The organism is Arthrobacter sp. P1_D12 (assembly GCF_056406175.1).
In genome coordinates, this window is record NZ_JBFUAR010000015.1 from 136474 (window position 1) to 163046 (window position 26573).

At 67.1% G+C, this 26573-nt stretch carries 24 protein-coding genes and 1 tRNA gene; all 25 read right to left on the reverse strand.

The window, feature by feature from the left end; all coding sequences use genetic code 11:
- Nucleotides 1–316 precede the first annotated feature (316 nt).
- The 25 genes from AC1DZV_RS13120 to AC1DZV_RS13240 all read right to left on the reverse strand — a co-directional run bounded on the left by AC1DZV_RS13120 (nucleotide 317) and on the right by AC1DZV_RS13240 (nucleotide 26526).
- Nucleotides 317–1666, reverse strand: coding sequence for an ABC transporter substrate-binding protein (locus AC1DZV_RS13120; RefSeq protein ID WP_476950389.1), 1350 nt, complete (start codon nucleotides 1664–1666; stop codon nucleotides 317–319).
- Nucleotides 1667–1936: 270 nt separating this feature from the next.
- Entirely contained in the window at nucleotides 1937–2104 is a 168-nt protein-coding gene (locus AC1DZV_RS13125) for a hypothetical protein (RefSeq protein WP_476953868.1), read from the reverse strand.
- A gap of 25 nt (nucleotides 2105–2129) precedes the next feature.
- The gene (locus tag AC1DZV_RS13130) at nucleotides 2130–2951 is read right to left on the reverse strand and encodes a DUF6270 domain-containing protein (protein ID WP_476950387.1); all 822 of its coding nucleotides are present in this window, start codon (nucleotides 2949–2951) and stop codon (nucleotides 2130–2132) included.
- A gap of 314 nt (nucleotides 2952–3265) precedes the next feature.
- A tRNA-Leu gene (locus AC1DZV_RS13135) sits at nucleotides 3266–3339 on the reverse strand.
- A 32-nt stretch (nucleotides 3340–3371) separates the two neighbouring features.
- On the reverse strand, nucleotides 3372–4316 hold the full coding sequence (locus AC1DZV_RS13140) for an N-acetyltransferase (protein WP_476953869.1): 945 nt from the start codon (nucleotides 4314–4316) through the stop codon (nucleotides 3372–3374).
- 125 nt (nucleotides 4317–4441) lie between these two features.
- Entirely contained in the window at nucleotides 4442–5929 is a 1488-nt protein-coding gene (locus AC1DZV_RS13145; RefSeq protein WP_028277356.1) for an NAD(P)/FAD-dependent oxidoreductase, read from the reverse strand.
- A 38-nt stretch (nucleotides 5930–5967) separates the two neighbouring features.
- Nucleotides 5968–7380, reverse strand: a complete 1413-nt coding sequence (locus AC1DZV_RS13150) for a S8 family serine peptidase (RefSeq protein ID WP_476953870.1) — start codon at nucleotides 7378–7380, stop codon at nucleotides 5968–5970.
- Nucleotides 7381–7446: 66 nt separating this feature from the next.
- On the reverse strand, nucleotides 7447–8406 hold the full coding sequence (locus AC1DZV_RS13155) for a Ppx/GppA phosphatase family protein (RefSeq protein WP_476953871.1): 960 nt from the start codon (nucleotides 8404–8406) through the stop codon (nucleotides 7447–7449).
- A complete protein-coding gene (locus AC1DZV_RS13160; protein ID WP_476953872.1) occupies nucleotides 8403–9227 on the reverse strand; it encodes a DUF501 domain-containing protein in 825 nt (274 codons plus the stop codon). Before AC1DZV_RS13160 ends, AC1DZV_RS13155 begins: the two co-directional genes overlap by 4 nt.
- Nucleotides 9228–9293: 66 nt before the next feature.
- Nucleotides 9294–10085, reverse strand: a complete 792-nt coding sequence (locus AC1DZV_RS13165) for an FtsB family cell division protein (RefSeq protein ID WP_476953873.1) — start codon at nucleotides 10083–10085, stop codon at nucleotides 9294–9296.
- Nucleotides 10086–10170: 85 nt separating this feature from the next.
- Complete coding sequence (gene eno, locus AC1DZV_RS13170; protein WP_018774732.1) at nucleotides 10171–11451, reverse strand: phosphopyruvate hydratase; 1281 nt, start codon at nucleotides 11449–11451, stop codon at nucleotides 10171–10173.
- Between the two features lie 189 nt (nucleotides 11452–11640).
- Nucleotides 11641–12276, reverse strand: coding sequence for a MazG nucleotide pyrophosphohydrolase domain-containing protein (locus tag AC1DZV_RS13175; protein ID WP_476950477.1), 636 nt, complete (start codon nucleotides 12274–12276; stop codon nucleotides 11641–11643).
- Between the two features lie 67 nt (nucleotides 12277–12343).
- Nucleotides 12344–13510 carry an adenosine deaminase gene (locus tag AC1DZV_RS13180; protein WP_476953874.1) on the reverse strand — a complete coding sequence of 389 codons (1167 nt, stop codon included), beginning with the start codon at nucleotides 13508–13510 and terminating at the stop codon, nucleotides 12344–12346.
- Nucleotides 13511–13542: 32 nt separating this feature from the next.
- Nucleotides 13543–14277 carry a DedA family protein gene (locus tag AC1DZV_RS13185; RefSeq protein WP_476950381.1) on the reverse strand — a complete coding sequence of 245 codons (735 nt, stop codon included), beginning with the start codon at nucleotides 14275–14277 and terminating at the stop codon, nucleotides 13543–13545.
- A gap of 155 nt (nucleotides 14278–14432) precedes the next feature.
- Nucleotides 14433–15068, reverse strand: a complete 636-nt coding sequence (locus AC1DZV_RS13190; RefSeq protein ID WP_476953875.1) for a DedA family protein — start codon at nucleotides 15066–15068, stop codon at nucleotides 14433–14435.
- A gap of 178 nt (nucleotides 15069–15246) precedes the next feature.
- On the reverse strand, nucleotides 15247–16578 hold the full coding sequence (locus tag AC1DZV_RS13195) for a thymidine phosphorylase (protein WP_476953876.1): 1332 nt from the start codon (nucleotides 16576–16578) through the stop codon (nucleotides 15247–15249).
- Nucleotides 16575–16979, reverse strand: coding sequence for a cytidine deaminase (locus tag AC1DZV_RS13200; protein ID WP_028277348.1), 405 nt, complete (start codon nucleotides 16977–16979; stop codon nucleotides 16575–16577). The genes AC1DZV_RS13195 and AC1DZV_RS13200 overlap by 4 nt, the downstream gene beginning before the upstream one ends.
- Nucleotides 16980–16981: 2 nt before the next feature.
- On the reverse strand, nucleotides 16982–18298 hold the full coding sequence (locus AC1DZV_RS13205; protein WP_028277347.1) for an ABC transporter permease: 1317 nt from the start codon (nucleotides 18296–18298) through the stop codon (nucleotides 16982–16984).
- Nucleotides 18295–19695, reverse strand: coding sequence for an ABC transporter permease (locus AC1DZV_RS13210; RefSeq protein ID WP_028277346.1), 1401 nt, complete (start codon nucleotides 19693–19695; stop codon nucleotides 18295–18297). The genes AC1DZV_RS13205 and AC1DZV_RS13210 overlap by 4 nt, the downstream gene beginning before the upstream one ends.
- A complete protein-coding gene (locus tag AC1DZV_RS13215; protein WP_476953877.1) occupies nucleotides 19688–21379 on the reverse strand; it encodes an ABC transporter ATP-binding protein in 1692 nt (563 codons plus the stop codon). Before AC1DZV_RS13215 ends, AC1DZV_RS13210 begins: the two co-directional genes overlap by 8 nt.
- A gap of 163 nt (nucleotides 21380–21542) precedes the next feature.
- Nucleotides 21543–22649: a BMP family lipoprotein gene (locus tag AC1DZV_RS13220; RefSeq protein WP_476950377.1), complete on the reverse strand. Its 1107-nt coding sequence runs from the start codon at nucleotides 22647–22649 to the stop codon at nucleotides 21543–21545.
- A gap of 309 nt (nucleotides 22650–22958) precedes the next feature.
- Nucleotides 22959–23990, reverse strand: coding sequence for an NADP-dependent oxidoreductase (locus AC1DZV_RS13225; RefSeq protein WP_476943522.1), 1032 nt, complete (start codon nucleotides 23988–23990; stop codon nucleotides 22959–22961).
- Nucleotides 23987–24418 carry an organic hydroperoxide resistance protein gene (locus AC1DZV_RS13230; protein ID WP_028277343.1) on the reverse strand — a complete coding sequence of 144 codons (432 nt, stop codon included), beginning with the start codon at nucleotides 24416–24418 and terminating at the stop codon, nucleotides 23987–23989. Before AC1DZV_RS13230 ends, AC1DZV_RS13225 begins: the two co-directional genes overlap by 4 nt.
- A 165-nt stretch (nucleotides 24419–24583) precedes the next feature.
- Nucleotides 24584–25048: a MarR family winged helix-turn-helix transcriptional regulator gene (locus tag AC1DZV_RS13235; RefSeq protein ID WP_476950376.1), complete on the reverse strand. Its 465-nt coding sequence runs from the start codon at nucleotides 25046–25048 to the stop codon at nucleotides 24584–24586.
- A gap of 278 nt (nucleotides 25049–25326) precedes the next feature.
- Nucleotides 25327–26526: an amidohydrolase gene (locus AC1DZV_RS13240; RefSeq protein WP_476953878.1), complete on the reverse strand. Its 1200-nt coding sequence runs from the start codon at nucleotides 26524–26526 to the stop codon at nucleotides 25327–25329.
- Nucleotides 26527–26573: the final 47 nt, after the last annotated feature.

Genomic DNA, 26573 nt, shown 5'->3' on the forward strand with positions numbered 1-26573 from the left:
GCCCACCCGGCGGCCCCCTCCCCTCGCTAGCTCGGGCAGGGATCCCTGCCGCCGTGGGCCCACCCGGCGGGCCCCCCAACAACGGCGTTTCACAAGCGCCTGCCTCCGTCGCCCTTCGTTTGAGCCACGTTTTCACGGCGGTTTGGGACCGGCGCACCTCGGATCCACGCCGCCCCTGTCCGAATCCACAGCGCAAATCCGGTTCCGCAACCGCGTCCGGTTCCGCGGTCCTGACGCTCCGCCCCCGCTCTCCCCCGCACACAAAAGACCCCCGTCCGGACTGGACGGGGGTCTTCTGTTAGTCGGGGGAAGCGGCTTACAGCTTGCCGAATTCCTCCTTGACCGGCTTGTAGGTGTTGTCATCCTGGTACTCGTAGATGCCGATGTAGGCTTCCGTCGGGTCGCCGGCGTCGGAGAACGTTACGGGGCCGGACTGGCCGTCGTAGTCGATGTCCTTACCGTTGCGGAGCAGGGTGACGCAGGAGGGGAAGGTGTTGCACTTCTCTCCACCCTCAGAGACAGCCTTGAGCTGGGCTGCGATGTCGGTGCCCTTGGTGCTCTTGGCGGCCTCGGCAGCCAGTGCGATCAGGTTCACTGCGTCGTAGGACTCGCCGGAGTAGCTGTAGTCCTTCAGCGCCGGGTCAATCCCCAGGAGCTTCTTCTTGAAGTCCTCCTTGGCGAAGGTACCCGGGATGGTGCCCTGGGCGCCCTTCAGGGTTCCTGCCTGGAAGTCCTTGCTGTAATCGGACATGTTGCCGTCCACCATGAAGATCTGGGTCGGCTTGACGCCCTTGCCCGTCATCAGCGGAACGATGCTCTTGGCCTGGTCGAAGGTGATCAGGGCAATGGCATCCGGCTTGGCGGCCAGAACCTTGTCCACCTGGCTGCTGAACTGGGAATCGCCTTCATTGAACAGCTCCTGGGCAACAACCTTGCCGCCGGCCGCCTCGAAAGCTGCCTGGACGTTCTTTGCAAGGCCGGTTCCGTAGGCGTCGTTCAGGACGATCATGCCGACAGTCTGGGCGCCACAGGTGGCCATGTAGTTGCCGAGGACCTTGCCCTGGAGCACGTCCGAGGGCGCGGTGCGCCAGTAGAGGCCCTTGTCATCCCACGCCGTGAAGTCCGGGGAGGTGTTGGCCGGGGAGAACTGGACGACGCCGGCACCGGTGATCTGGTTGATCACGGTCTTGGAGACACCCGAGGAGGCGGCGCCGACGATTGCGCTGACGCCCTGTCCGAGCAGTGCCGTGGTGGACTGGGTGGCGATGTCGGTCTTGGTGTCGCCGGAGTCACGGTGGATGACCTCTACCGGCTTGCCCAGGACGCCGCCGGCATCGTTGACCTCCTTGATGCCGAGGTTAACACCTGCAATTTCGGGCGGGCCGAGGAAGGCCAGCGAACCCGTCGTCGGCAGGAGCGAGCCGATCTTCAGGGGCGTGGGGGTGGTGGTGGCCGAAGCGGGCACAGTGCCCGTTTCGCCGGCGGCGCTGGTACCGCCACCGGTGGCGCTGGGTGCCGGGCACGCGATTCCCGCGGCCGCGGCTGAGCTGGATCCCGACGAACTCGGGGCGGGTGACCCGCCACAAGCCGTAGCCAAAAGGGCGACGCCGAGGCTAAGCACGGTGAGCTTAGCGACGCGGGGCGCAACCCGGGGGAGTGAAGTCATGTACAAGCTCCTCGATCTAAAGGTGCGAACGGCCTTTGACGCGAAAGATCAGGTGTTCCTGATTCCACTTCAAGCTAGTGCAATTTCGACGTGAAAATAAGTGACTACGGTCACATCCTTATAACACTCGTTGCATAGAGGAAATCTGGACGGTTGCGACGGCTGTTTTGTCGGGGGCGACGGCCCGGAACGGCTCCCCGGGACGGGAACACCGCCCAGTGTGTGGCCGGCGTCGTCGCACCAGGAGACGAGGACGTAGGACGGTCCCCCTTACGGCGACGGCGTAGACGTCCACTGTGGCACTGCCCGCCAGCGGGAGACGCTCGCCACGACTTTCGGGTAGCTACCGTCCTCCCACGAGAGCGACTCCTCCGCGGGGTGAGCGGGATCGGGCCGGAGGTACTCGTAGGTTTCCCCGTCGAGGGTGAACGATGCCATCGGGCAATCCAGGCTGCGGTTACGGTTAATCTGCTCTATGCCTAGGGGTTCGCGTCGGATCCTGTGGGATTGAATCTAAGCTTCGGTCGCGCAGCGCGATTTTGGCAAGTCGCGTCAAGAACAACGCATGGTAGTTGAACGTGTAATGAACGGGGAACTTGCCCCAGGGATGACCTTCGAAGCTTTGGAGACCGTCAGGCATCACGTCAATACAGTCGACGTCGAAATTCGCGGCTAGGTGGTCGTCCATCGCGTCCCAATGCGAGTTCATGGACACAGCCCACGGGTTGAACTCGTGGGTGGCGCCGGATTTGTCCACCCACGTCGCCACGTTGCGTGAACGATGAACGATGACTCGCGTTTGCGGGCATATCTCTTTTACGTAGGTCATGAAGCGGTCAATTGCGTCGGTCCACGCTTCCATAAAGGCGTCAGTTTGGCTCTGGATGCGGTACACATCAACGTCCTGGGACTTGTAGAAGGCTGTGTTAACGGTGGACCACGCGTTGTTGGTTATGTGCTGGCCAGTGCCGAGTCGGGCAAAACCAAAGATCAGGTCTGGCCAGAAGTCCATAATGAGGTATTCGGGCTGGGCCTCTTTTAGTTCTGCCAGATACGCCCGAGAGAACTCCCGCTGCAAGTTGTTAAAGTTTCGGGGCGCCAGCCCGTCCAGCATTTCGGGGTCCACGTCGATGGGCTCGCTCATGAGGCTGACCATGGACACGTGGTCGGCCAGCGCAACGCAGTCGAACAGGTCCTTGTATCCGGGGTTGAAGGTCCTATTCAAGTTGTCTCGCGTTACGCAGCTCCCAAAGACTGCCACTTTGATGGGTTGGAAATCACTCATTTAAGACCTACGCTTCGAGACTGCGGTTAGACAAGACGCCATCAATCCTAGCCGCACGCGACAGCACGGCAGTAGCGTAAGCACCCAACTGACCACCAGACCCAACACTTAGGGGGCGCTGTTGCGAAGAAGTAAGGTGAGCATCATAGGTCTGCCTTCTCGATCGTGACCGTGGCCGTCAGGTGTGGTTCTACGCGGCCAAAGTCTTAGGCCTCCAAATAGCCACCAAGGCCCGGGCGCCCCTCCGTGGTCTGCGACGGGTAAAGACCCCCGGTTCCCCTTGAACTTAAAGGAATCGGGGGTCTTTTCGTTTGTGCCCCAGGTGGGACTCGAACCCACAACACGCGGATTTTAAGTCCGCTGCCTCTGCCAATTGGGCTACTGGGGCGCCCGGTCAATGGTATCCCGTCGCCGGGCGGATCAGTCCGCGAAAGGCTCCGAATAGCGGAAGGTGCCGCTCACGCCGCCGGGCCAGACGGCCAGCGGCAGCAACTGGAAGTGCGCGGCCCAGCCTGCCTCCGGCGGCGCCACCCCGAGCGAGGTGGACGGAACAAAGCCGAAGCGGGAGTAGTACTCGGGACTGCCCAGCAGGGCTATGCCCCGCTCCCCCGCGGTGTTGGCCCGCGCCACAGTCTCGTTCATGAGCGCGGTGCCGATGCCGTGGCGCTGCAGCCGCGGCACCACCCCGATCGGCCCGAGGCCGAGCAGCTCCAGCCCGTCCACCCATCCGCGGGTGCTGATCACATGCCCCACGATTTCGCCGTCGAGTTCGGCCACGATACTGAACGCCGGCAGGTATTCCTGGCACTCGAACAACCGCGCCAGCAGCCTCACTTCTTCGGGTTCGCCGTCGATGTGCTCTCCGGTGGCGGGCGAGATGGCAAACGCGGCGGCGGTGAGGGCGAGGATGGCGGGACGGTCCGCCGGTTCCTCGCTGCGCAGCACCAGTTCCGGCGCCGGTTTGTGCACCCCGTTGGCCGCGACGAGCTCGTGCAGTACCTCCAGCGCCCGTTCGGTGTCCGCCACCGGCACCAGCAGATGGTCATGGTGGAAGCCGGCAAGGACATTGCAGCTGATCTTCGCCTCGGTCAGGGCCGCGCTGACGGCTGCCGTGAGGCCGATCGCCTCCAGCGAAGAGTGCACCTGGAGCGTGATCCAGGCCGCGACGAAATCGCAGGAGAGCCCCAGGCTGTCCGCTTCGTTCCGCGGCAGCACGACGGTCAGCCCTTCCGCCTCACGGACGGCGGCCGCAATGGCCCCGGCCAGGGGCTTGCCGTGCGGCCACAGGGCGTAGACGTATTCGCCCTCGCGCAGTTCGGGGTGCATGGTGGCCAGGAGGGCGTGCAGGTCCTTTTCAGCTGTCATGGAGCCAGTCTAGGCGCGGGCCCCGCGCTCCGGTCTGCTCCCGGCGTCCTGAGGCGGCTGCCCGCCACGAAAACGGCGGCCGCTCCCCCTGAGGGGGACGGCCGCCGTCGAAGGCTCAGATCAGGCTACTTGGAGTCGGCCGGAACAGCTTCCTTGGTGTCGTTCTTGGCAGTGCCGTTCTTCGCGGCGTCGTTCTTGGCAGCATCCGCAGGCGTGCCGGCAACGGGAGCAGCGGCAGGCTTCGGGGCCGGCGTCGCTGCGGCCACGAAGGCGCCGCGCGGGTTGTCCAGATCCATCAGCTGCGTGGTGTCGCGGCCCAGGAAGAAGGCCCAGATCCAGCCGGAGATCACGCGGATCTTGCGCTCCACGGTGGGGATGGCCATGCCGTGGTAGCCACGGTGTGCCAGCCAGGCCAGCGGGCCCTTGAGGCCGATGCGGCCAAGCAGGTTGATGTTCGCCACGCCCTTCCATTCGCCGAAGCCGGCGACGGCGCCCAGGTTCTTGTGCTTGTAATCCTTGAGCGGCTTGTCCCAGCGGGAGGCCCACAGGTTCTTGGCGAGGCGCTTGGCCTGGCGCAGCGCGTGCTGCGCGTTCGGCACGCACGTGCCGTCCGGCAGGCCGCTGCCCGTGAGGTCGGGGACGGCAGCGACGTCGCCGGCTGCCCAGGCGTTCTCGATGATGCCCTCGTCGCCTGCGATGCGCAGATCGGCCAGGACACGGACGCGGCCGCGCGGCTCGAGCGGGAAGTCGGTGGAGCGGACCATCGGGTTGGCCTGCACACCGGCAGTCCAGACCAGGGTGTCGGTCTCGAATTCCTGGGCCGGGCTCTTGTCCGGGAGGTTGATGAGCTTCAGGGAACCCTCGGCGTTGTCGAGGGAGGTGTTCAGCAGGACCTCGATGCCGCGGCTGCGGAGGTGCTCGACGACCCATTCGGCCTGAGATGCCGTGACCTCGGGCATGATGCGGCCCATCGCCTCGACCAGGACGAAGCGGACTTCCTCCTGCTTGATGCGCGGGTTGTTCTTGACCGCGGCGCGGGCCAGGTCTTCCATTTCGGTGATGCACTCGATGCCGGCGAAGCCGCCGCCGACGACGACGAACGTCAGGGCGCGGGCGCGCTCAACGGGGTCCGTCATGAGGGAACCGGTCTCGATCCGCTCGAGAACCTTGTTGCGCAGGGCGACGGCCTCTTCGATGGTCTTCAGGCCGATGCCCTTGTCCGCGAGGCCCTTGATCGGGAACGTGCGGGTGATGGCGCCGGCGGCAAGCACGACGTCGAAGTAGGGAATCTCGAAGGTGCCGCCACCGTCGGAGGGTGCGACCACTGCCGTGCGGTTGGCGTGGTCGATCGAGGTGACGCGGCCCTGAATGAGTTCCGTCTGCTTCAGGTGCTGGCGGTGCGAGACGACTGCGTGGCGCGCCTCGATGTTGCCGCCGGCAACTTCCGGCAGGAAGGGCTGGTAAGTCATGTAGGGCAGCGGATCCACGAGGGTGACGATGCCACCGGCATTCGCGATCTTTTTCTGAAGTTTGAGGGCTACATACAGGCCGACGTACCCGCCGCCGACGACGAGTACCCTGGGACGGTCCTGGAGCTGAAGGGAGGATGCCATATCTCAAGAATACAGTAGTTTGTGAAAACCTTCACTAACTATGACGGCTTGCTGGAGTCCACCGGATTGACGGCCTCGGGTTCGGCCCTGCCGGTCCCGTCCGGCCCGTCCGGGCCGTCCTTCGGCGGCGTGCGCATGGCGGCCCGCAGCTGGAACGCGGCGGCCACAACGATTCCCACGAGCAGGGCTCCGAAGCCCAGGACCACCGCGGCCGGCACGGCGCTGTCCAGCTGGGACGGCTTCTCCGCGACGGGCACGGTCGCTTCGGGCAGGGTGGGCGCAGCGCTGGGGGGCGCGGGATCCGCGGCAGGTGCCGTCGTGGCGAGGTTTCCGCGCCGGTGGACCCGGATCCAGTCCGAAATGGACCCCAGCGGATTGACTTTGGTTTCCGGGACATCGGCCTTGAGTGCGGCCTCGGCGTTCAGCACGCCGAAGCCATAGAGCGGATCCTTCCCTGGCGCCCCGGCGTCCTTGGCCGTGGTGACGATCCGGTTGATGACCTGGCTGGCGGACATTTCGGGCCATTTGGAGCGAATCAGGGCCGCGACGCCGGACACGATGGGCGTGGCTCCGGAGGTGCCGGCCCAGTCGGCGTAGCCGCCGCCGGGCAGGCCGCCAACCAGGTCCTCGGCGGGAGCTGCGACGCCGATGCTGATGCCCTGGGAGGACGAGTCGATGCTGGCCGCGCCCGCGCGGTCCAGGCCTGCCACCGTCAGGACCCCGGGGATGGTGGCCGGGGCGCCGACCTGGACGTTGCCGCCCACCCGGTTGCCCGCAGCGGCGACGATCACGACGTCCTTCTGTTCGGCGTAGAGGAATGCCGCGTCCCAGCTCTGCGGCCATTCCGGCGACGTGCTGCCGAGGGAGATGTTGATGACGCGGGCGCCGTTGTCCACGGCCCAGCGCACTGCCTCCGGGATCTGGTCCTGGTCGCTCTTGCCGCCCGGGTTGGCGGAACCGAGCCACGTGGAGACGGACAACAGCTGCGCTTCCGGGGCGACGCCGACAACTCCGTCAGGTCCAACGGCAGGGCCAGCGGCAGGGCCAGTTGCGCTGGCGCTCGGTTTGGCAGTCGCCTCGGGCGCCTGGTGCCCCCGCCCGGCGAGCATGGTGGCCACGAGCGTGCCGTGTTCGGGTTTGGCGCCGATACTCTCCTGGCCATTGGCCTTGCCGGCGCCGGAAATGTCCGCGCCGCCAGCGAGCACGCCGCCCAAATCCGGATGCCGGCCGTCCACGCCGCTGTCAATCACGGCGACCTTGACCCCGGCTCCCTTGGAAACGTCCCAGGCTTTGGTGATGCCGGACTCGGCGAGCCAGTATTCCTTGTCCCGCCAGGAGTCGGCGTGGGCGGGCGCGGCCAGGGTCAGCGCCGCCGTGGACGCCCCGCCGGCGAGGGCCAAGGCCATCAACGCGGAGGCGGTCCGGCGGCGCCGGGCTGTTGCTCTGGTCATTCAGGTCCTATCGGCGGATGCACCAGCGGCACGGGCGCGCGCTGGGGCACGGCTGCTGGGGCGGGATCATCGGATGCTGAGGGCAATTCCGTCAAGAATATCGTGTTCGCTGCTCACGGCCGTGGTGATGCGCCCGCCAGTGACCTCGGCCAGGCGCTGCAGGACCCGCCGCCAGACCAGGCCACCGGCGCCGATCACGTCCACCCGCCCGGGGTGCATGTAGGGCAGCGCGGCCCGCTCTTCCCGGGTCATTTCGAGCAGCTCGGTGCAGGCTTTCCGGATCGCATCCAGGTCCAGTTCGGTGCCGTGGATCGCGGCCGGCGAGTACTCCGGCAGGCGCAGCGCGTGCGCGGTGATGGTGGTGACGGAGCCGGCCACGCCGACGACGGCGGTGGTGCGTTCCAGCGGAACGGTTTGTGCCGCCTCGCTGATGGCGGCGTCGACGTCGGCCTCCGCGGCTGCGATCTGATCCGCGGTGGGCGGGTCGCTGCGCAGGTGCCGTTCGGTCATCCGGACGCAGCCGACGTCGACCGAGCGGGCCGCGATGACGCCGTCGGCGTTGCCCAGCACGAACTCCGTGCTGCCGCCGCCGAGGTCCACCACCAGCACGGGGTCCTGCCCGCGGGAGGGCAGGACACTGCTGGCGCCGGCGAAGGACAGCGCGGCTTCCTCGTCGCCTGTGATCACCTCGGGTTCGACGCCGAGGATGTCGCGGATGCCGTCGACGAAAACCTGGCGGTTGCGGGCATCGCGGGTGGCGGAGGTGGCCACGAAGCGCACCTTTTCGGCGCCGTGCTCGCGGATGAGGGCAGCGTAGTCCCGGGTCGCGGCGAAGGTGCGCTCGAGCGCTTCCTGGGCCAGTTCACCTGTGGAGTCAACGCCCTGGCCCAGCCGGACCACGCGCATTTCCCGCACGATGTCGGTCAGCCGCGGTGTGGCCAGCCCTGTTGCGCTGCCTGCGCTCACATCTGCGATCAGCAGGCGGATGGAGTTGGTGCCGCAGTCTACGGCCGCGACCCGGGTCACTTGGACTCCCCCGTGCCGGTGGTACCGGCCGTCTCAGCGGCGCCGGCGGTGGCGGTCGTGTCAGCGGCGCCGGCGGTGGCGGCCGTGTCAGCGGCGCCGGCGGCGTCGACGCGGGACTTGCGGACCGGCGCGGGCCGGCCCACGATCTCCGGCAGGCCTTGGGGGCCATGGCGGCTGAGGTCCCGGGACGGGGCCTCCCCGCCAGTGTCCCAGGCGCCGTCGCAGTAACAGCGCTCCACGGTCCACCATTCGGCGATGGCCGCGATCGATTCGTCCCCCAGCGGGTTCACGCCCGGGCCGGCCGCCAGCGAATGCCCCACGAGGACGTGCAGGCATTTGACGCGGGTCGGCATTCCGCCGGCGGAGACGCCGTCGATTTCGGGAACGGCCCCGATGCCGGAGCGTGCGCCGATCTCGGCACGGGAGGCCAGATATGCCTCGTGGGCGGACCGGTACCGGGCCGCGAGGCCGGCGTCGGCAGCGAGCCGGTCGTTCATTTCATTCATCAGACCGGCGGCCTCCAGCCGCGATACCGCCGACGTGATCACCGGGTGGGTGAGGTAAAACGTGGTGGGGAACGGCGTACCGTTGCTGAGCCGCGGCGACGTGGCGGCGACGAGCGGGTTTCCGCAGACGCAGCGGGCCGGGATTTCGACGACGTCGCGCACGGGCCGGCCCAACTGGCGGCTGAGGACCTCGAGATCGTGCGGCGACGGCTGGCGGGAGCCTTCCGGGGCGTCTGCCCTGTGCCGTGGTGCCGGGGTCTTGGCCCCGTCGTTGTTCCCGGCTGCTCGGTTCTGGTCCACTCGGTTCTCGTCCACGGGAGTGGCACCTTCCTGCCCTGTTCCGGATTGTCCGCGGGACAATCCCGGCGGCGGGCGCCGCTTCTAGTCTGTTGCCGATCGCCTGATGGACTCCCAGAGGGCGTCCACCCAGGGCAGGTTGGCCGGGTCTTGTGCTGATGCTGCACCCGCCGCGCCACCGGACTGCGCGGCAGGAAGATCGCTGCCGAATACCCAGTAGCCCGTCTCTCCGGGCATAACCATGTTAATGCGGTCGCGGGCCTGCTGTTTCACATAGTTGGGATCCTGCCACCGCGACACCTGGCGTTTGAGGTCCTCCTGCTTCGTCTGCTTGGCCGCAATGTCGGCCTGCAGCGCCGCGATTTCGGCGCGTTTGTCCAGGAAGATCTTGACCGTGGGGGCCAGCAGGATGGTGATGGCAATCATGACGACACCCAAGGCAAGCAGCCGGCCCGAGAACGCTTTGGCGGGCACGGGGTCCAGGGATTCGTCCGGGCCCCCTGCGGCGGTCCGGCCCGGGTTCTTGCCTCCGGTCTTGGCGTCGGTCCTGCTGCCGGACTTGGCGCCGTCTTTCCCGGCCGCCGGGCGGCTCTCGGGCTTTGCCGGTGCTCCTGCCGGGGCTGTTGCGGGACGGGGTTTGGCCGCAGATGCGGCGCCGGAGCTGCTCGGGGCCGGCTTGCCTGTGGGGGCTGATACCCGTGGCGGGGCAGGCGCAGCGCCGTCCGGCGCCGCCGCGCCGCTGCGGGCGCCGCCAAAGTCCGCCTGGATGACCTCGCCGCCGTCGGCTGCTGCCCCCACGCCCGTGGCCGCAGGCTTGGCAGCAGCAGCCTTGGCGGCAGGCGTAGCCCGGGGAACATTGGGGCGTCGGGTTGCCATGTCACTCCTTCAAAAGCGGACCAAAAAAGAACCGGTGGCCATGGTCTTTCAACCATAGCCACCGGTTACCGGTTTTCGCGGCTAACTAGCCCTTGAAACGCGGGAAGGCGCTGCGGCCGGCGTACCGTGCGGCGTCGTCGAGTTCCTCTTCGATGCGCAGCAGCTGGTTGTACTTGGCCACGCGCTCGGAGCGTGCCGGGGCACCGGTCTTGATCTGTCCCGCGTTGGTGGCAACGGAGATGTCAGCAATGGTGGTGTCCTCGGTTTCGCCGGAGCGGTGTGAGGTGATGGTGGTGTAGCCGGCGCGCTGGGCCAGGGACACGGCGTCCAGGGTCTCGGTCAGGGAACCGATCTGATTGACCTTGACGAGCAGCGAGTTCGCGGTCTTGGTGTCGATGCCGCGCTGAAGGATGGCCGGGTTCGTGACGAAGAGGTCATCGCCCACGAGCTGGACCTTGTCGCCGATGGTGTCGGTGAGGGTCTTCCAGCCTTCCCAGTCGTTCTCATCCAGCGGGTCCTCGATGGAAACGAGCGGGTAGTCGGCCACGAGCTCGGCGTAGTAGGCGCTCATCTCGGTGGCGGAAAGTGCCTTGCCTTCGAACTGGTAGGCGCCGTCCTTGAAGAACTCGGAGGAGGCGACGTCGAGGGCCAGGGCGATGTCCTTGCCCGGGGTGTAGCCGGCGTTCTTGATGGCTTCCTGGATCAGGTCCAGGGCGGCACGGTTGGACGGCAGGTTCGGCGCGAAGCCGCCCTCGTCACCCAGACCGGTGGACAGGCCCTTGGCCTGCAGGACGGACTTGAGGTTGTGGTAGACCTCGACGCCCCAGCGCAGGCCTTCGGAGAAGGTCTCGGCGCCGATCGGGACGATCATGAATTCCTGGATGTCCACGTCGGAGTCGGCGTGCGAGCCACCGTTGAGGATGTTCATCAGCGGCACGGGCAGCACGTGCGCGTTGGGCCCGCCCAGGTACTTGTACAGCGGCAGGTCAGCGGAGGCGGCGGCGGCGTTGGCCACGGCCAGGGACACGCCCAGGATGGCGTTGGCGCCGAGCTTGCCCTTGTTGGGGGTGCCGTCCAGGTCGATCATGGCCTGGTCGATGCTGCGCTGGTCGGTCGCGTCGAAGCCGGTCAGGGCCGGGGCGATCTGGTCGATGACCGCGTCGACCGCTTTCTGGACGCCCTTGCCGAGGTAGCGGCCCTTGTCGCCGTCGCGAAGTTCAACGGCCTCGTGCTCGCCGGTGGAAGCGCCGGAGGGAACTGCTGCGCGGCCGATCTGGCCGTCCGAGAGCAGGACTTCAACTTCTACGGTCGGGTTGCCACGGGAATCGAGGATTTCGCGGGCGTGGATGGCATCGATAAGCGCCATGGATATGCTCCTTTGGGTGAAGCGATCTGCAGGGAATCTGACTGCTTGGACTCTGGCTGAACATCAAGCGGAAAAGCCGACGTCGTCGTCGCTACTAGCGTAGTCGAGAGCGGGATAAGTTACGGAAACCTATCCAATCCCCGGACGTCATGATGGTGCCGCTACCGTACCGACTCCAGTCTGCCAGCACTATTGTGCCGAGGGCCTGGGGCCGGTGCTGTCCTGGAACCGGCGCAGGGCGCCGCGGAGGGCGCGTTCGGCGTCGAGCCCGCCGGCCCGGGCAGCGGCCACGATCCCGAACAGCAAGTCGCCGAGTTCCTCCTCGGCGGCCGGGAGGTCGACGGCGGTTTGGCCGGCGGCCGGGAGGTCAACGACGGTTTGGCCGGCGGTTTGGCCGGCGGCCGCTGCCATGCCCGCGCGTTCGGCGCGGTCCAGGAGCTTTTGGGCCCGTGCGAGGGCCGGCAGCGCGGCGGGAACCCCGTCGAAGACGTGGCCGCGTTCGGGCATCTCGGCCTTCTTGACGGCGTCCCATTTCAGGACGATCTCCTCCACCGTTGCCGGGAAGGAATCCTGCAGCGAGCCGTCGGGCCGGAACACGTGCGGGTTGCGCCGGATCATCTTGGCCTTCAGGCCCCGGGCGACATCGCCCAGGTCAAAGGCGCCGCGTTCCTCGGCGAGCCGGGCGTGGAGCACCACCTGCAACAGGACGTCCCCCAGTTCAGACTGCAGTTCCGCGTCGCCGGCGCCGGTCTCGATGGTCTCGGCCACCTCATAGGCCTCCTCCAGGAGGTACTCCACGAGAGACTCGTGGGTGAGGGCACCCATCCAGGGGCAATGCTCCCGCAGGGCCGCGATCAAAGCGACGAGCCCCTGGACGGGTGATGTGTCCTCGTTAGCCAAGATCGGAGTAGGCCTCGTTGATGTATTCGACCAGGGCTTCCTTCTCCTCGAGCGGCAGGAAGGCGGCCTCGGCCGCGTTCAGCGTCAGCTCCAGCAGGTCATCGAGGTCGTAGTCGAACGTCTCAACCAGGAGTTCGAACTCGTCGGTCAGCGTCACGCCGCTCATGAGCCGGTTGTCGGTGTTGATGGTGACGTTGAAGCCGAGCTGGTAAAGCATGTCCAGCGGGTGGCTTTCGATGCCCTCACCGAAGCCGGCAATGGCACCGGTCTGCAGGTTGGAGGAGGGGCAGATCTCCAGGGCGATGCCACGGTCCCGCACCCAGCTGGCGAGCTCGCCCAGGGTCACCATGCCGATGGTGTCGTTGACGGAGTCGTCGAGGCCTTCGGCGTCGGCGGCCTCTTCGTCCTCTTCGAATTCGATCGTGACGTCCTCGGCGATCCGGACGCCGTGGCCCAGGCGCAGGGCCCGGCCGTCGACGAGGGCCGACTGGATGCTTTCCAGGCCGGCGGCTTCGCCGGCGTGGACGGTGGCAGGGAAGTTGTGCTGGGCCAGGTAGGTGAAGGCGTCCTTGAAGCGGGACGGCAGGAAGCCGTCCTCGGCGCCGGCGATGTCGAAGCCGACGGCGCCGTTGTTGCGGTGGCGGACGGCCAGTTCGGCGATCTCCTGGCCGCGGTCGGCGTGGCGCATGGCGGTGATGAGCTGACCCACCTGGATATCGCGGCCGGTCTCTGCCACGGCGTCCACACCGGCTTCGAGGCCGGCCTGCACGGCTTCGACCACGTCGTCCAGGCTCAGGCCCTTCTGCAGGTGCTGTTCGGGCGCCCAGCGCACCTCGCCGTACACGACGCCGTCGTCGGCCAGGTCTTCGACGAATTCCTTCGCGACGCGGAACAGGCCCTCCTTGGTCTGCATCACGGCGATGGTGTGGTCGAAAGTCTCCAGGTAGCGGACCAGGGAGCCGGAGTCGGCGGATTCGCGGAACCACTCCCCCAGTGCGACGGGGTCCGTGGACGGCAGGGTGTGGCCGACGGCCTCAGCAAGGTCAATGATGGTGGCCGGGCGGAGTCCGCCGTCCAGGTGGTCGTGAAGGGAAACCTTGGGAAGGCCCTTCAGGTCGAAGTCGAGGTCAGGGGCAGCGTCAGGAATAGTCTCAGTCACGTTCCAACCATAGGGTCGCCGGGCGCCGGAAGCTACTTTCCGGACGCTCCGGACTCAGCGGACGGACCGGCCAGCATCGTGCCGTGCAGCTCGGAAGCACGCTCACCGGAGGCCGGTTCGGCGACGTATTCGGTCTCGGACGGGACCGGACCGGTGTCGTGGCGGCCCAGGCGCTTGTGCCACCAGCGCAGGAGATGGTCGATGAGGACACCGAGCACAATGGCGAATACCACCGCGATGCCCGCGCTGAGCAACGGGTTGTGGTGCAGCCACGGGAAGGAACTGGCCAGGACGCCGATGCCGATGGAGTAGGCGACCCACGTCAGGCAGGCGAAGCCGTCCAGGAAGAAGAACCGGCGGTGCGGAAACGCCGTCGTGCCCGCCACGTAGTTGACGGCGACGCGGCCCCACGGAATGTACCGGGCGGTGAAGATCAGGACGGCGCCGCGCTTCTCAAGTTCGTAGTGTGCCCAGCCAAAGACTTTCTGCACCTTTGGCTTGCGCATCCAGCGGAACCGCTCGAGGCCAATCTTGCGGCCGAGCATGTAGGCCATGTTGTCGCCGGCCATGGCTCCCACGAGCGCCGTGAGGCCCAGGATCCACAGGTTGGGCTGGCCGCTGTGCACGGAGTACGCCGCCAGGGCAACGATCAGGGTCTCGCTCGGGACCACCATCGCGAAGCCGTCCACGAAGAAGAAAACCAGCAGGAGGGGGTAGATCCACCACTGGCCAGCGGCATGGAGCACGGCCTCGTTAATGAACTCCATGCAGGTGGTCCTCCTTGATGACTGGGAACGGACAACTAAGCCGTAACGTACTCGCGATGACAGTGGGTAGAACTATGGACGAAACTTTGCACGACATGCGGCCAACAAACGTGACCCAAATCGCTCCTAAGTGTCCCATGGGCGGGCCAATCCGCCTAGGACTCGGCGGGCGGCACGGAATGCGTCGGTTCCTCCGGTGCACGGCCGCGCACCCTGCTGATCACGCGGTCCAGGACGACGCCCAGGACGATCGCGCAGACGATGGCAATTGCCGCTCCCAGCACGTGGTTCTTCTCAAACCACGGACCAACAGTCAGGCCGATCCCCACCGAGTAGCTGGCCCACAGCAGCGCCGAGAGCACCGTCAGGCTGACGAATCTGCGCCACGGGTAGTGAGTGGCACCGGCGGTCAGGTTAACGGCCACCCGCCCGATCGGGACGAAGCGCGCCACAAGGATCAGTGAGGCAGGCCGTTTCCGCAGTTCCCGGCCGGCCCAGCGGAAGGCCGCCTGCATGCGCGGGCCGCGCTGCCACGCCCAGCGCCGGGTTCCGGTCCCGCGGCCGATCAGGTAGGCCATGTTGTCGCCCACCAGAGCCCCTGCGGCAGCCGTTGCGATCAGGAGCAGAGGGGTGGGGACGCCCGCCGTGGCGGCGACTGCAGCCAGGCCCACCACCACCGATTCGCTCGGAATCGGGGGGAAGAAGCCGTCGATCACGCAGCAGGCGAAAACCAGGACGAGGACCCAGGGTTGCCCTGCGGCGGCAAGGATGAAGTCGTTGATTGCCTGCACAGCTTCCTAACGCGCGGCGGGGCCAGATCGATCCAAGCGCAGGCTCGGCCGGAACCGGGCCTGCGCTTGACGGGTACTGCTGTGGAGTCAGTGTACCGCCGGCTCCGGCCGCCGTTGTCCTGTCACGTACGGCTGTTATCCCCAGGTTTTGGGCGCCATAAGGGATAGGGCAACGGGGTTAGGCGATGCGGTCGATGATGAGCTTCTGGGCGGGCCGGGAGCCCTCGGGGGCGATCACGGCGGCGTGTTCGAGCGCTTCCTTGGCACGCTCGAACTTCTCCGGGGTGTCCGTCAGCAGGGTCATGAGCGGTTCGCCCGCCTTGACCGTGGCGCCGGGCTTGGCGTGCATCCGCACCCCGGCACCGGCCTGGACCTGGTCCTCCTTGCGGGCGCGTCCGGCGCCGAGCCGCCAGGCAGCGACGCCGACGGCCATCGCGTCGAGCTCCACCAGGACGCCGTCGGCCGGGGCGTAGATGACCTCGGATTCCTTGGCGACCGGGAGCTTGGCACGCGGGTCTCCGCCCTGGGCCTCAATCATCCGGTTCCAGACGTCCATGGCCCGGCCGTCCCGGAGTGCCGCCCGGGGATCGGCGTCGCGGATGCCGGCGCATGCCAGCATTTCCTCCGCGAGCCGGACGGTGAGTTCGACGACGTCGTCCGGGCCTCCGCCGGCGAGGACCTCCACGGATTCCTCGACCTCGATCGCGTTGCCCGCGGTCAGGCCCAGCGGCGTGTTCATGTTGGTGAGCAGGGCCACCGTGTTGACGCCGGCGTCCTTGCCCAGCGCCACCATGGTCTCGGCCAGTTCGCGGGCGCGGGCCTCGTCCTTCATGAACGCGCCGCTGCCCACCTTGACGTCGAGCACCAGCGAGCCGGTGCCTTCCGCGATCTTCTTGCTCATGATCGAGGAGGCAATCAGCGGGATGGCCTCCACGGTCCCGGTGACATCGCGGAGCGCGTAGAGCTTCTTATCCGCCGGGGCCAGCCCGGCCCCGGCCGCGCAAATGACGGCGCCGACGTCCTGGAGCTGGGCCATCATCTCGTCATTGCTCAGGGCCGCACGCCAGCCCGGGATGGCCTCGAGCTTGTCCAGGGTGCCGCCGGTGTGGCCGAGGCCGCGGCCCGAGAGCTGCGGCACGGCCACGCCAAACACCGCCACAAGCGGAGCCAGCGGCAGGGTGATCTTATCCCCGACGCCGCCGGTGGAGTGCTTGTCCGACGTCGCCTTCACGCCGCCGTCGGGCCGCCGCAGGCTGGAGAAGTCCATCCGCTCGCCGGAGGCGATCATGGCCGCCGTCCAGCGGGAGATCTCGGCCCGGTCCATGCCGTTGAGCAGGATGGCCATGTTCAGGGCGGCCATCTGTTCGTCGGCGATGGCGCCGCGGGTGTACGCGTCGATTGTCCAGTCGATCTGGGCCGGGCTAAGCACACCCTTGTCCCGCTTGATGCGGATGATGTCGACGGCGTCGAAAGCTTCACTGTTGTTGGGGCTCTGTGTCGTTTGTGTCACCGGGGTTCCTCCAGGTGTTGGGGGCCAAAGGCATCGGGAAGGACCTGGTCCATGGTCTTGATTCCCTGCGTGGTCATGAGCTCCATGTCCGGAGCCCGGAATTCGTAGAGCAGCTGGCGGCAGCGCCCGCACGGCATGAGGACATTCCCGCCGGCGTCGACGCAGTAGAAGGCGCGCAGCCGCCCCCCGCCGGTCATCTGCAGGTTGCCCACCAGGGCGCACTCGGCGCACAAGGTCAGCCCGTAGCTGGCGTTTTCGACATTGCAGCCGCTGACGATCCGCCCGTCTCCGGTGAGGGCCGCGGCCCCCACCGGAAACTTCGAATACGGCGCATAGGCGTTCTTCATGGCGGAGACTGCCGCGGCTTCGAGTGCAGCCCAGTCGACGTCGGTGCTGTCCATTCTCAGCCCTTGATGTACGGTATGCCGTCAGCGGCCGGCGGCCGGGAGCGGCCGACGAGCCCGGCCACGGCAAACACGGTCACCACGTACGGCAGCATGGCCATGAACTGGCTCGGCACCGGGGTGCCGATGATCGTCACGATGCTCTGCAGGTTGTCGGCGAAGCCGAACAGCAGCGCCGCGAAGAACGCCCCGATCGGGTTCCAGCGGCCCAGGATCATGGCGGCGAGGGCAATGAAGCCGCGGCCGCCGGAGATTTCCTTGGTGAAGCTGTCGATCGCCACAAGGGTGAAGAACGATCCGCCGATCCCGGCGACGGCGCCGCCGAGAGTGACGTTCCAGAAGCGGGTCGCGTTGACCTTGATGCCCAGGGTGTCGGCCGCCTGCGGGTGCTCGCCCACGGCACGGACGCGCAGGCCCCACTTCGTCTTGAACAATGCGACCCAGATCACGATGACCGCCACGTACATCAGGTAGCCCACCACGGACTGTTTGAAGAGGATGGGCCCGATCACGGGGATGCTGGACAGGACCGGGATATCGATGATGGGCAGCTCGGCGGGCGAGTTGTATTTCTCGGGGTCCGACTGCATCACCGTGGTGAACAGGAAGCCGGTGAGCCCGGAGACCAGGACGTTGAGCACGACGCCAACGATGATCTGGTTGACCACGTACTTGATGCTGAACACTGCCAGCACCACCGACACAAGGGCGCCCGCCACGGCCGCCGCAAGCAGGCCCAGGTAGGGGTTGTGCGTCAGGCTGGCGACGAGCGCGGCCGTGAAGGCACCGCCCAGGAGCTGGCCTTCGATGGCGATGTTAACGACGCCGGCGCGTTCGCACAGCACACCTGAGAGGGAGCCGAAGACGATCGGCACGGCGAGGGTCACGGATCCGGCGATGAGGCCTGCCAGCGAAATACTGGGGGTCCGCGCGCCGCCCACCACCCAGATCAGGAAGGCGACCACGAAAACGACGGTGAACACGGCCGGCACCCAGCGCGGGGGCCGCCGGTTCGCTCTCGCCTTCAGGACCAGGGCGTAGCCCGCGAGGACCAGCAGGATCAGGGAGAGCACCATGCCGGACAGGAACGCGGGTACTTCGATCGCCGGGAGCTGGAAGAAGTCTCCGCTGGATGAAACCCCGAACTTGGCGTTCGCCTGCGGGCCCAGCAGTCCGAAGAAGATGAAGGCGATGGTGGCCAGAACCGCAAGCGTGACCGGCAACTTCCAAGTCACGGGCTTGGCGGACACCGTCGGCCTGTGGTTCTTCTCCGGCTGTGGTTTTCCTTCAACGGGCGAGGTTGCTGTTGTGCTCATGCGGCACCTCCGGTGGTTGCGGCCTGCTTGGTTTTGCCGGCGGTCGCGGCCTTCTTCTTGCGCGGGTTGAGTCCGAAGATCGCCCGGACCAGCGGCGGCGCCGCGATGAACAGCACGATGAGCGACTGGACCACGAGCACGATGTCGATCGGAGTTCCGGTCTGGATCTGCATCTGGACAGCGCCTGCGCGGAAGGCCCCGAACAGCAGGCCGGCGGCGAAGGTGCCCCATGGCGAGGACCGTCCCAGCAGCGCGACCGTGATCGCGTCAAAGCCGTAGGTTGCCGCGACACCGTCGGTCAGGACCTTTTCGGTGCCCGCCACCTGTGCCACGCCGGCCAGGCCGGCCAGGCCACCGGCAATGGTCATCACCAGAATGGTGGCCCGGGAGACGTTGATGCCGGCGGTCAGGGCCGCCTTGGGGTTGGCCCCGACGGCACGGAATTCGAAACCGAGCGTGGAGCGGTTCAGCAGCCACGAAACAAACACGGTGGCCGCGATGGCCAGCAGGAATCCCAGGTGCAGCCGGTACTGGCTGCCGAAGATCAGCGGGTACGCGGCGCTGGGGTCCACGATGGGCGATATCGGTGTGTCCGCCCCCGGACGCTGGAACAAGTCCGTGTCGAGCAGGTAGCGCAGGAAATAGAGTGCGATGTAGTTGAACATGATGGTCACGATGACCTCGTGGGCGCCGGTCCGGGCTTTGAGCACGCCGACGATGCCGCCCCAGACGGCGCCGCCGATGACGCCGGCCACCAGGACCAGCAGCAGGTGTATCCCCAGCGGCAGGTGCAGCGCGAAGCCGACCCACGAGGCGAGGATGCCGGCCATGATGATCTGGCCCTGCGCACCGATGTTGAACAGGCCCGCGCGGAAGGCCAGGGCGACGCCGAGGCCGGCGGTGATCAGCGGGGTGGCGATGGTCAGCGTCTCCATGAGGGGGGCGAACTGTCCGGCCACGCCGTTCCCGCGGGGGTTGAAGACCGCGCCCTGGAAGAGGGCGACGTACGAATCTGTGGCGGCGGACCAGACTGCGATGAGGAAGTCACTGGGCCGGGCAAAGAGATAGCCCGCGGTGGTGCCGACAACCTTGTCCGTCATGGCGATGAGCAGACCGCCCAGGATCAGCGCGAGCAGCACCGCCAGGATGGTCACGATGCCGTTGCCGGTGAAGATCTTGCGCAGCAGCGACTCCTCTTCCGGGGCACCCGGAAGAGCGCCGCTCTGGGTCGAGACCGGAACGGCCGATGGCTGGTGGGCGCCTCCCGCGGTGTCCAGCGAGGTGACGAAGTCTGCATCGTCCTCGAGCGGTTCAGGCTCCACGTCGGTGGCCTGCGATGCCGGAAGTTGGTCCGGGTCCGGTGCGGCCGCGGACCGCGGCTCGGTGTTCTCACTCATGGGGGTCTCCTACGGCGCCGGAGCCGGGCTCCTGCACGGACGGGGCGGCGGGGGCCGGGTTCATGGCCGGCTTCGTTGCGGGGTTTTCGGCCGGGGTGCCGGCCGGGTTTTCTGCTGCGTTCGCGGCCGGGTTTTCAGAAAGGGATCGGGCCGAGTGCCTGCCTCCGGCGTCGGCCTGGGCCTCGTCCGGGGAAACGCCGGCCATCATCAGGCCCAGGACGTCACGCCCGGTGCCGGACGGGACGATCCCGACCAGCCGGCCCTTGTACAGCACGGCGATCCGGTCGGCGAGTTCAATCACCTCGTCCAGTTCGGTGGAGACGATCATGACGGGCGTGCCGTGGTCCCGCTCCGCGACGATCCGCTTGTGCAGGAACTCGATGGAGCCCACGTCCACGCCGCGGGTGGGCTGGGAGGCGATGAAGAGCCGCAGCGGCCGGGAGAGCTCCCGGGCCATGACGACCTTCTGCTGGTTGCCGCCGGACAGGGTGCCGGCTGCCAGTGAGCCGGACGGGGTGCGGACGTCGAATTCCGCGATCCGGGTCTTGGCGTTCTCCAGGACCTTGGCCGGGCTCATGCTGATGCCCTTGGCGAACGGCGCCTGGTCGTAGCGGTCCAGGATCAGGTTCTCGGCGATGGAGAACGTGCCGATCAGCCCGTCGAGGGAACGGTCCTCCGGGACGAACCCGACGCCGGCGTTGAGGACCTCCTTGACGCTGCGGCCCACGAGTTCTTCGCCGTCGAGGGTGATCGAGCCGTGGACCCGCTCGTGCAGGCCCAAAATGGCTTCGGTCAGTTCCGTCTGGCCGTTGCCCTGGACGCCGGCGACGGCGAGGATCTCGCCGCGGGCGATTCCAAAGCTGATCCCGTCCACCACGTGCTGGCCGTTGGGGGCGATGACGGTGAGGTCCTTGACCTCGAACGTGGTCTCCTGCGGATTCGCGGGAGCCTTGTCCAGGGTCAGGCTCACGGCCCGGCCCACCATCATGGAGGCCAGCTCGGTGGTCGAGGCGCCGGGATCGGCCGAGCCCACTACCTTGCCGCGCCGGATGACGGTGATGGTGTCCGAAACGGCCTTCACCTCACGCAGCTTGTGGGAAATGAAGACGATCGACGTGCCGTGGCTCTTGAGCTGGCGCATGATGTCCAGCAGTTCATCGGTGTCCTGCGGGGTCAGCACGGCCGTGGGCTCATCGAGGATGAGCACCTTGGCGTCGCGGACCAGTGCCTTGATGATCTCCACGCGCTGCTGCACGCCCACGGGGAGGTCTTCGATCAGCGCGTCGGGGTCGACGTCGAAACCGTACCGGTCGGAGATCTCCCGGATTTTCCGGCGGGTGTCATCCAGGTCCAGGAATCCGCCGGTCTTGGTGGTCTCCGCTCCCAGGGCAACGTTCTCCGCGACGGTGAAGACGGGGACCAGCATGAAGTGCTGGTGCACCATGCCGATGCCGGCCGCCATGGCGTCGCCGGGGCCGCGGAACGTGACCGGTTTGTCGTCGATGAGGATTTCGCCCTCTGTGGGCTCGTACAGTCCGTAGAGGACGTTCATCAGCGTGGACTTGCCAGCGCCGTTCTCACCGAGCAGACAGTGGATCTGCCCGGGTTCAACAACCACATCGATGTGATCGTTTGCTACCAGGGAGCCGAAGCGTTTGGTAATGCCCTTGAGTTCAAGTTTCAAAACTCTGACCAATCTCGAGGTGTCCGGAAGGCTTGGTCCGGACGCGTAGGGGCGCTGCAGCACCAGCTTAGTGCCTGGGATCTGAGGCACTAAGGGCTGCAACGAAAAGCGCCACAGCCCGTGCGGTGGTGACCGGACGGGCCGTGGCGCTTAGCGGAGGAAGTTAGGCTTTCGGGCTGGCTGCAGATTCAACCTTCAGCTTGCCGTCGGCGATGTCCTTCTTGATCTGGTCCAGCTCGGACTTCAGTTCGGCCGGAACCTGGGAATCCATGTCGTGGAACGGGGCAAGCTGAACTCCGTCGTTCGCGAGGGTGCCGATGTACGGCTTGTTGGTGAACTGGCCGTCCTTGTCCTGCTTGACCACCGTCTCGACGGCCTCGCCCATCTGCTTCATGACGGACGAGAGCATGATGTCCTTGTAGTCCGGTGCCGTGAGGAAGCCGTCAGAGTCAACCCAGATGAGCTTGACGTCCTTGCCGGCTGCCTTGGCTTCCTGCAGGGCCGCGCCTGCACCCTTGCCGACCGGACCGGCGACGGGCATGACGATGTCGGCGCCCTGGTCCAGGAAGTTCTGGGTGAACTGCTTGCCCTTGTCCTGCTTTTCGAAGTCGCCGGTGAAGGAGCCGTCCTGCTTGGCCTTGTCCCAGCCAAGGACCTTGACGTCCTTGCCCTTCTTCTCGTTGTAGTACTTCACGCCGTCGGCGTAGCCGTCCATGAAGATGGTGACCGTGGGGATCTTGATGCCGCCGAAGGTGGCGACCGTTCCGGTCTTGGTGGTGCCGGCTGCGAGGTAGCCGGCCAGGAATGCGGCCTGGGCGGTGTCGTAGATGATCGGCTTGACGTTGGCGACCGGGGTTTCGTAGCCGAAGTCGATGATGGCGAAGTGCTTGTCCGGGTTCGCGGTGGCCTGGGCCTTGGTGGCGTCACCGAGCAGGAAGCCGACCGTGATGGTCAGGTTGCAGCCGGCGGAGACCATGGCGCGCAGGTTGGGCTCGAAGTCGTTGTTGGTCTTGGACTCGGCCTCGGCCGTCTTGATGCCAAGATCCTTCTCGGCCTTCTTCAGGCCCTCGTAGGAGGACTGGTTGAACGACTGGTCGTCGAACCCACCCGAGTCGGACACGATGCAGCCCTTGAAGTCGCTGGCGGTCTGGGTGGCGGTGCTGGCCTCCGGGGCAGCCCCGCAACCGGTCAGCAGGAGTGCAGCCGCGCCCGCGGTGGCGACGCCGGCCATTGATCCGCGCTTAAAGGTGGCACGCAGAGAGTTCTTCAATTTTCCTCCAGGAAGAAAGAGTAGGCGCTACGACGGAAGTTCAATGAGTGTCTGTCTGCGGTGTTCCGCTGATCTCTGTTGTCACTGATGGATTTCGCAGCACTGCGCCGAGGCGCACTGATGCAAGCTACTGTAGTGGCCTGCGCCACGTCCCGATAACACACGTCCCGGCGAATGCCCAGATTGTTGAGAACTTGTTACCTAGAGGTAGCCGGTGCCCGCCGCGACCACATACGCCTCCGGCGCCGGTCCCCGCAGGAACCGGCGCCGGAGGCGTATGTGGCGGCACGGCGATTGCCGGGTGTCAGGCTACAGCCGCACGAGCATCTTGCCGGTGTTGGCGCCGTCGAGCAGGTCCATGAAGGCCTGCGGGGCGTTTTCCAGCCCGTCCACCACCGTCTCGTCGTAGCGGACCGTTCCGTCGGCCAGCCAGCCGGACATGGTCTCGACGAACTCGGCCATGTGCTGCCAGTAGCCGCCCACCAGGAAGCCCTTGAGCGTCAGCTGCTTGCCGATCGCCAGCATGAGGTTCCGCGGCGCCGGCGTGGGCTCGGTCGCGTTGTACTGGGCGATGGCCCCGCACATGGCCACCCGGCCACCGACCGTGAGGGCGGACAGCGCGGCTTCGAGGTGCTCGCCGCCGACGTTGTCGAAGTAGACGTCGATCCCGCGCTCACCCGCGGCCGCGGCGAGCTGTTCCGCCACGGGGCCGTCGTGGTAGTTGAACGCGGCGTCGAAGCCGAGTTCGAGCAGGCGTGCCACCTTTTCCGGCGAGCCGGCGCTGCCGATCACCCTGGACGCGCCCATGGCCTTCGCGATCTGCCCGACAAGCGAGCCGACCGCGCCGGCGGCGCCCGAGACGAACACGGCGTCGCCGGGCTTGAATTCCGCGACCTTCAGCAGTCCCGCGTAGGCGGTCAGCCCGGTCATGCCGAGGGCGCCGAGGAATGCTGACGCGGGGGCAAGATCGGTGCGCGCCACCGTGGTGGCCGCTGCATCGACGACGGCGTATTCGCGCCAGCCGAGGCCGTGCACCACCGTGTCGCCCACAGCGCGCCCTTCGGCCCGGGACGCGATGACTTCGCCGACGGCGCCGCCGTCGAGGGCGCTATCCAGCGCAAACGGCGCGGAGTAGGACTTGACGTCGTTCATGCGTCCGCGCATGTACGGGTCCACCGAGATGAACAGGTTGCGGACCAGGACCTGGCCGTCCTGCAGTTCTGGCAGCGCCGACTCGGCGAGGCGGAAGTTCGCCGGGACGGGGCGGCCGTGGGGGCGGGACGCAAGCTGGATCTCGCGCGTGGTGGCGGGAAGGGTGAGAGTTTCGGTGTTGTTGCTCATGCGGCTACCTCCAGGATGGTGATGTCGACAGTGATGTTGCCGCGGGTGGCGTTGGAGTACGGGCAGATCTGGTGGGCCTTGGCCACGAGGGCCTCGGCCGTGTCCCGGTCCACGGCGGGCAGGGCGATCTCAAGTTCGGCGGCCAGACCATAGCCGGCACCGTCCTCGAGGGCGCCGAAGTGGATCTTGGCGGCGACGGCGGAGTCCGTCAGGTCGGCGCGTTCCTTGCGTCCCACCAGGCGCAGGGCGGAGTGGAAGCACGCCGCGTAACCGGCGGCAAAGAGCTGTTCGGGGTTGGTGCCCGCGCCGTCACCGCCGAGTTCGACCGGGCTGGCAAGGGTGACGCTCAGCTTGCCGTCCTTGCTGATGGCGGTGCCGTCGCGGCCTTCGCCGGAGGCCAGGGCCTCTGCTGTGTAAAGGGTCTTCATGGGGTTTCCGTTCTGTCGGCGGGAAGAAGGGGTTCAGTGGGAACTCGCCGGAAGCCTGCGGAGTCGCCGTAAATTTCCGGCGAGTTGGCACGCCTCCCGCGATTTCGACGTCGGCCGTGTGGGCCTGGGAAGGGTGGTGGAGGGGGAAGGGCTTAAGGGAAGGGCTTAATGGGAGGCGTGAAGCGCGTTCGTCAGCCGGCCCAGGGTGTCGCGGAGCTGGTCCAGTTCCGCGGCGGTGAGCCCGGCGGCGTCTGCCAGTCGCTGCGGGATACCGCTGGCCTTGGCGCTCAGGGCGGCGCCGGCGTCGGTCAGGAAGATCTCCACGCGGCGCTCGTCCTCGGCGGAGCGGCGGCGCTGGACGAGGCCGAGCGCTTCGAGCCGCTTGAGCAGCGGCGAGAGCGTGCCGGAGTCCAGGCCCAGCTCCTCCCCCAGTTCACGCACGCTGCGCGGCTCCGCTTCCCAGAGCACCAGCATGGCGAGGTACTGCGGGTAGGTCAGCCCGAGCTCCTCGAGCATGGGCCGGTAGGCGGCCGTGGCGGCACGTGAGGCAGAGTACATCGCAAAGCACACCTGCCGGTTCAGGCGGAGCGCTTCCGGGCCGCCCGTGCGGGCCTCTTCTGAGGTGGTCATGATTCCACCCTACTGCACAATTTAGTTGTGTGCAATTCAATTGTGCACAACTGAATTGCGCAGCGGGAACAGGTAACAGGTGTGCAGGGGGCCAGCCGCGGCACCGTTCCCAGCCGCGGCCGCCGAGTTTCCCGATGTTTGACGGGTGCCGCCGGCGTGTCGGCCCGCAACCGCCGGCGTGTCCCGGCGTCGTGCCGGCAAAGGTGGGGAAACTCCGCGCGGCGGTCCTGGCCGGGTGCAGCAGGGCGGGCCCGCTGTACGGGTCCGGGCGGAACGGCTTACAGGTCGCGGATGGTGCGCAGGGCCGCCGCCGTGAGCACCTGGATGCCCAGGCCCAGCGCCCGCTCATCGACGATGTAGTCACCGCGGTGGAGGTCATACTCTTCCCCGCCGGGCGTCTTCGTGCCGAGGCGCATCATGGCGCCGGGGGTGTCGGCCAGGAACCAGGCAAAGTCTTCCCCGCCCATGGACTGCGGGGTCAGGACCACGGCGCCCTYGCCGATTTCGGCGCGGGCCGCGGCCTCGATCAGCGCGGTCTCGTGCTCGGAGTTGACCACCGGCGGCACGCCGCGGGTGTGTTCCAGGTGGACATCGACGCCGTACGGCTCGGCGACCTGCCGGATGATGTCGTCGAGCAGCTCGCCGGCGTCGTGCCAGGCGTCGCGGTCCAGGCAGCGCATGGTGCCGGCCATGTAGCCGCTGCCCGGGATGGCGTTCGGGGCCGAGCCCGCGGAGATCTGCCCCCAGACCACGGACACGCCACTGCGGACATCGACGCGGCGCGAGAGCACTGCGGGAACGTTGACCGCGATCTGCGCCAGGGCGAAGACCAGCTCCTCGGTCAGGTGCGGGCGCGAGGTGTGGCCACCGCGGCCGGAAAGTTCAATCTTGATGGTGTCCGAGGCGGAGGTGATCGCCCCGATCCGGGTGCCGATCTTGCCGATCTCGATCCGGGGGTCGCAGTGCAGCGCCAGGATGCGCGGCACGCCTTCCAGGACGCCCTGTTCGATGCACGAGGTGGCGCCGCCGGGCATGGTCTCCTCGGCCGGCTGGAAGATGATCCGGACGGTTCCGCGCAGCGGGGAGGCCTCGTGCATGCGCTGCAGGACCAGCGCGATCCCGAGCATGGTGGCAGTGTGGACGTCGTGGCCGCAGGCATGGGTCACGCCGTGGTTCTTCGAGGCGAACTCAAGGCCCGTTTCCTCGATGATGGGCAGGGCGTCGATATCCCCGCGCAGTGCGGTGGCGATGGGACCCTGTCCGACGTCGACCGTCAGGCCTGTGCCCTCGAGGCGGCGCGGCTTGAGCCCGGCTTCCTCGAGCCGCTTCGCCAGCTTGTCGGTGGTGCGGAACTCCTTGAACGAAAGTTCCGGATGCGCATGGAGGTCGCGGCGGAAAGCGATCAGCTCCGGCAGGAGGGGCTCCAGCCACGGCCCCACGAGAGTCGTGGGCTCAGCTTCAGTCGAATAGTTGCGCACGGAATAACTCTATCGAGCGGCCAAAGAATAGCGGCATCGGGTACGGC

Bases quoted from the DNA above. Each gene is read 5' to 3' on its own strand.
- AC1DZV_RS13120 (WP_476950389.1), bottom strand. From the start codon at position 1,666: ATGACTTCACTCCCCCGGGTTGCGCCCCGCGTCGCTAAGCTCACCGTG.
- AC1DZV_RS13125 (WP_476953868.1), bottom strand. From the start codon at position 2,104: ATGGCATCGTTCACCCTCGACGGGGAAACCTACGAGTACCTCCGGCCC.
- AC1DZV_RS13130 (WP_476950387.1), bottom strand. From the start codon at position 2,951: ATGAGTGATTTCCAACCCATCAAAGTGGCAGTCTTTGGGAGCTGCGTA.
- AC1DZV_RS13140 (WP_476953869.1), bottom strand. From the start codon at position 4,316: ATGACAGCTGAAAAGGACCTGCACGCCCTCCTGGCCACCATGCACCCC.
- AC1DZV_RS13145 (WP_028277356.1), bottom strand. From the start codon at position 5,929: ATGGCATCCTCCCTTCAGCTCCAGGACCGTCCCAGGGTACTCGTCGTC.
- AC1DZV_RS13150 (WP_476953870.1), bottom strand. From the start codon at position 7,380: ATGACCAGAGCAACAGCCCGGCGCCGCCGGACCGCCTCCGCGTTGATG.
- AC1DZV_RS13165 (WP_476953873.1), bottom strand. From the start codon at position 10,085: ATGGCAACCCGACGCCCCAATGTTCCCCGGGCTACGCCTGCCGCCAAG.
- eno (WP_018774732.1), bottom strand. From the start codon at position 11,451: ATGGCGCTTATCGATGCCATCCACGCCCGCGAAATCCTCGATTCCCGT.
- AC1DZV_RS13175 (WP_476950477.1), bottom strand. From the start codon at position 12,276: ATGGGTGCCCTCACCCACGAGTCTCTCGTGGAGTACCTCCTGGAGGAG.
- AC1DZV_RS13185 (WP_476950381.1), bottom strand. From the start codon at position 14,277: ATGGAGTTCATTAACGAGGCCGTGCTCCATGCCGCTGGCCAGTGGTGG.
- AC1DZV_RS13200 (WP_028277348.1), bottom strand. From the start codon at position 16,979: ATGGACAGCACCGACGTCGACTGGGCTGCACTCGAAGCCGCGGCAGTC.
- AC1DZV_RS13205 (WP_028277347.1), bottom strand. From the start codon at position 18,298: ATGAGCACAACAGCAACCTCGCCCGTTGAAGGAAAACCACAGCCGGAG.
- AC1DZV_RS13210 (WP_028277346.1), bottom strand. From the start codon at position 19,695: ATGAGTGAGAACACCGAGCCGCGGTCCGCGGCCGCACCGGACCCGGAC.
- AC1DZV_RS13225 (WP_476943522.1), bottom strand. From the start codon at position 23,990: ATGAGCAACAACACCGAAACTCTCACCCTTCCCGCCACCACGCGCGAG.
- AC1DZV_RS13230 (WP_028277343.1), bottom strand. From the start codon at position 24,418: ATGAAGACCCTTTACACAGCAGAGGCCCTGGCCTCCGGCGAAGGCCGC.
- AC1DZV_RS13235 (WP_476950376.1), bottom strand. From the start codon at position 25,048: ATGACCACCTCAGAAGAGGCCCGCACGGGCGGCCCGGAAGCGCTCCGC.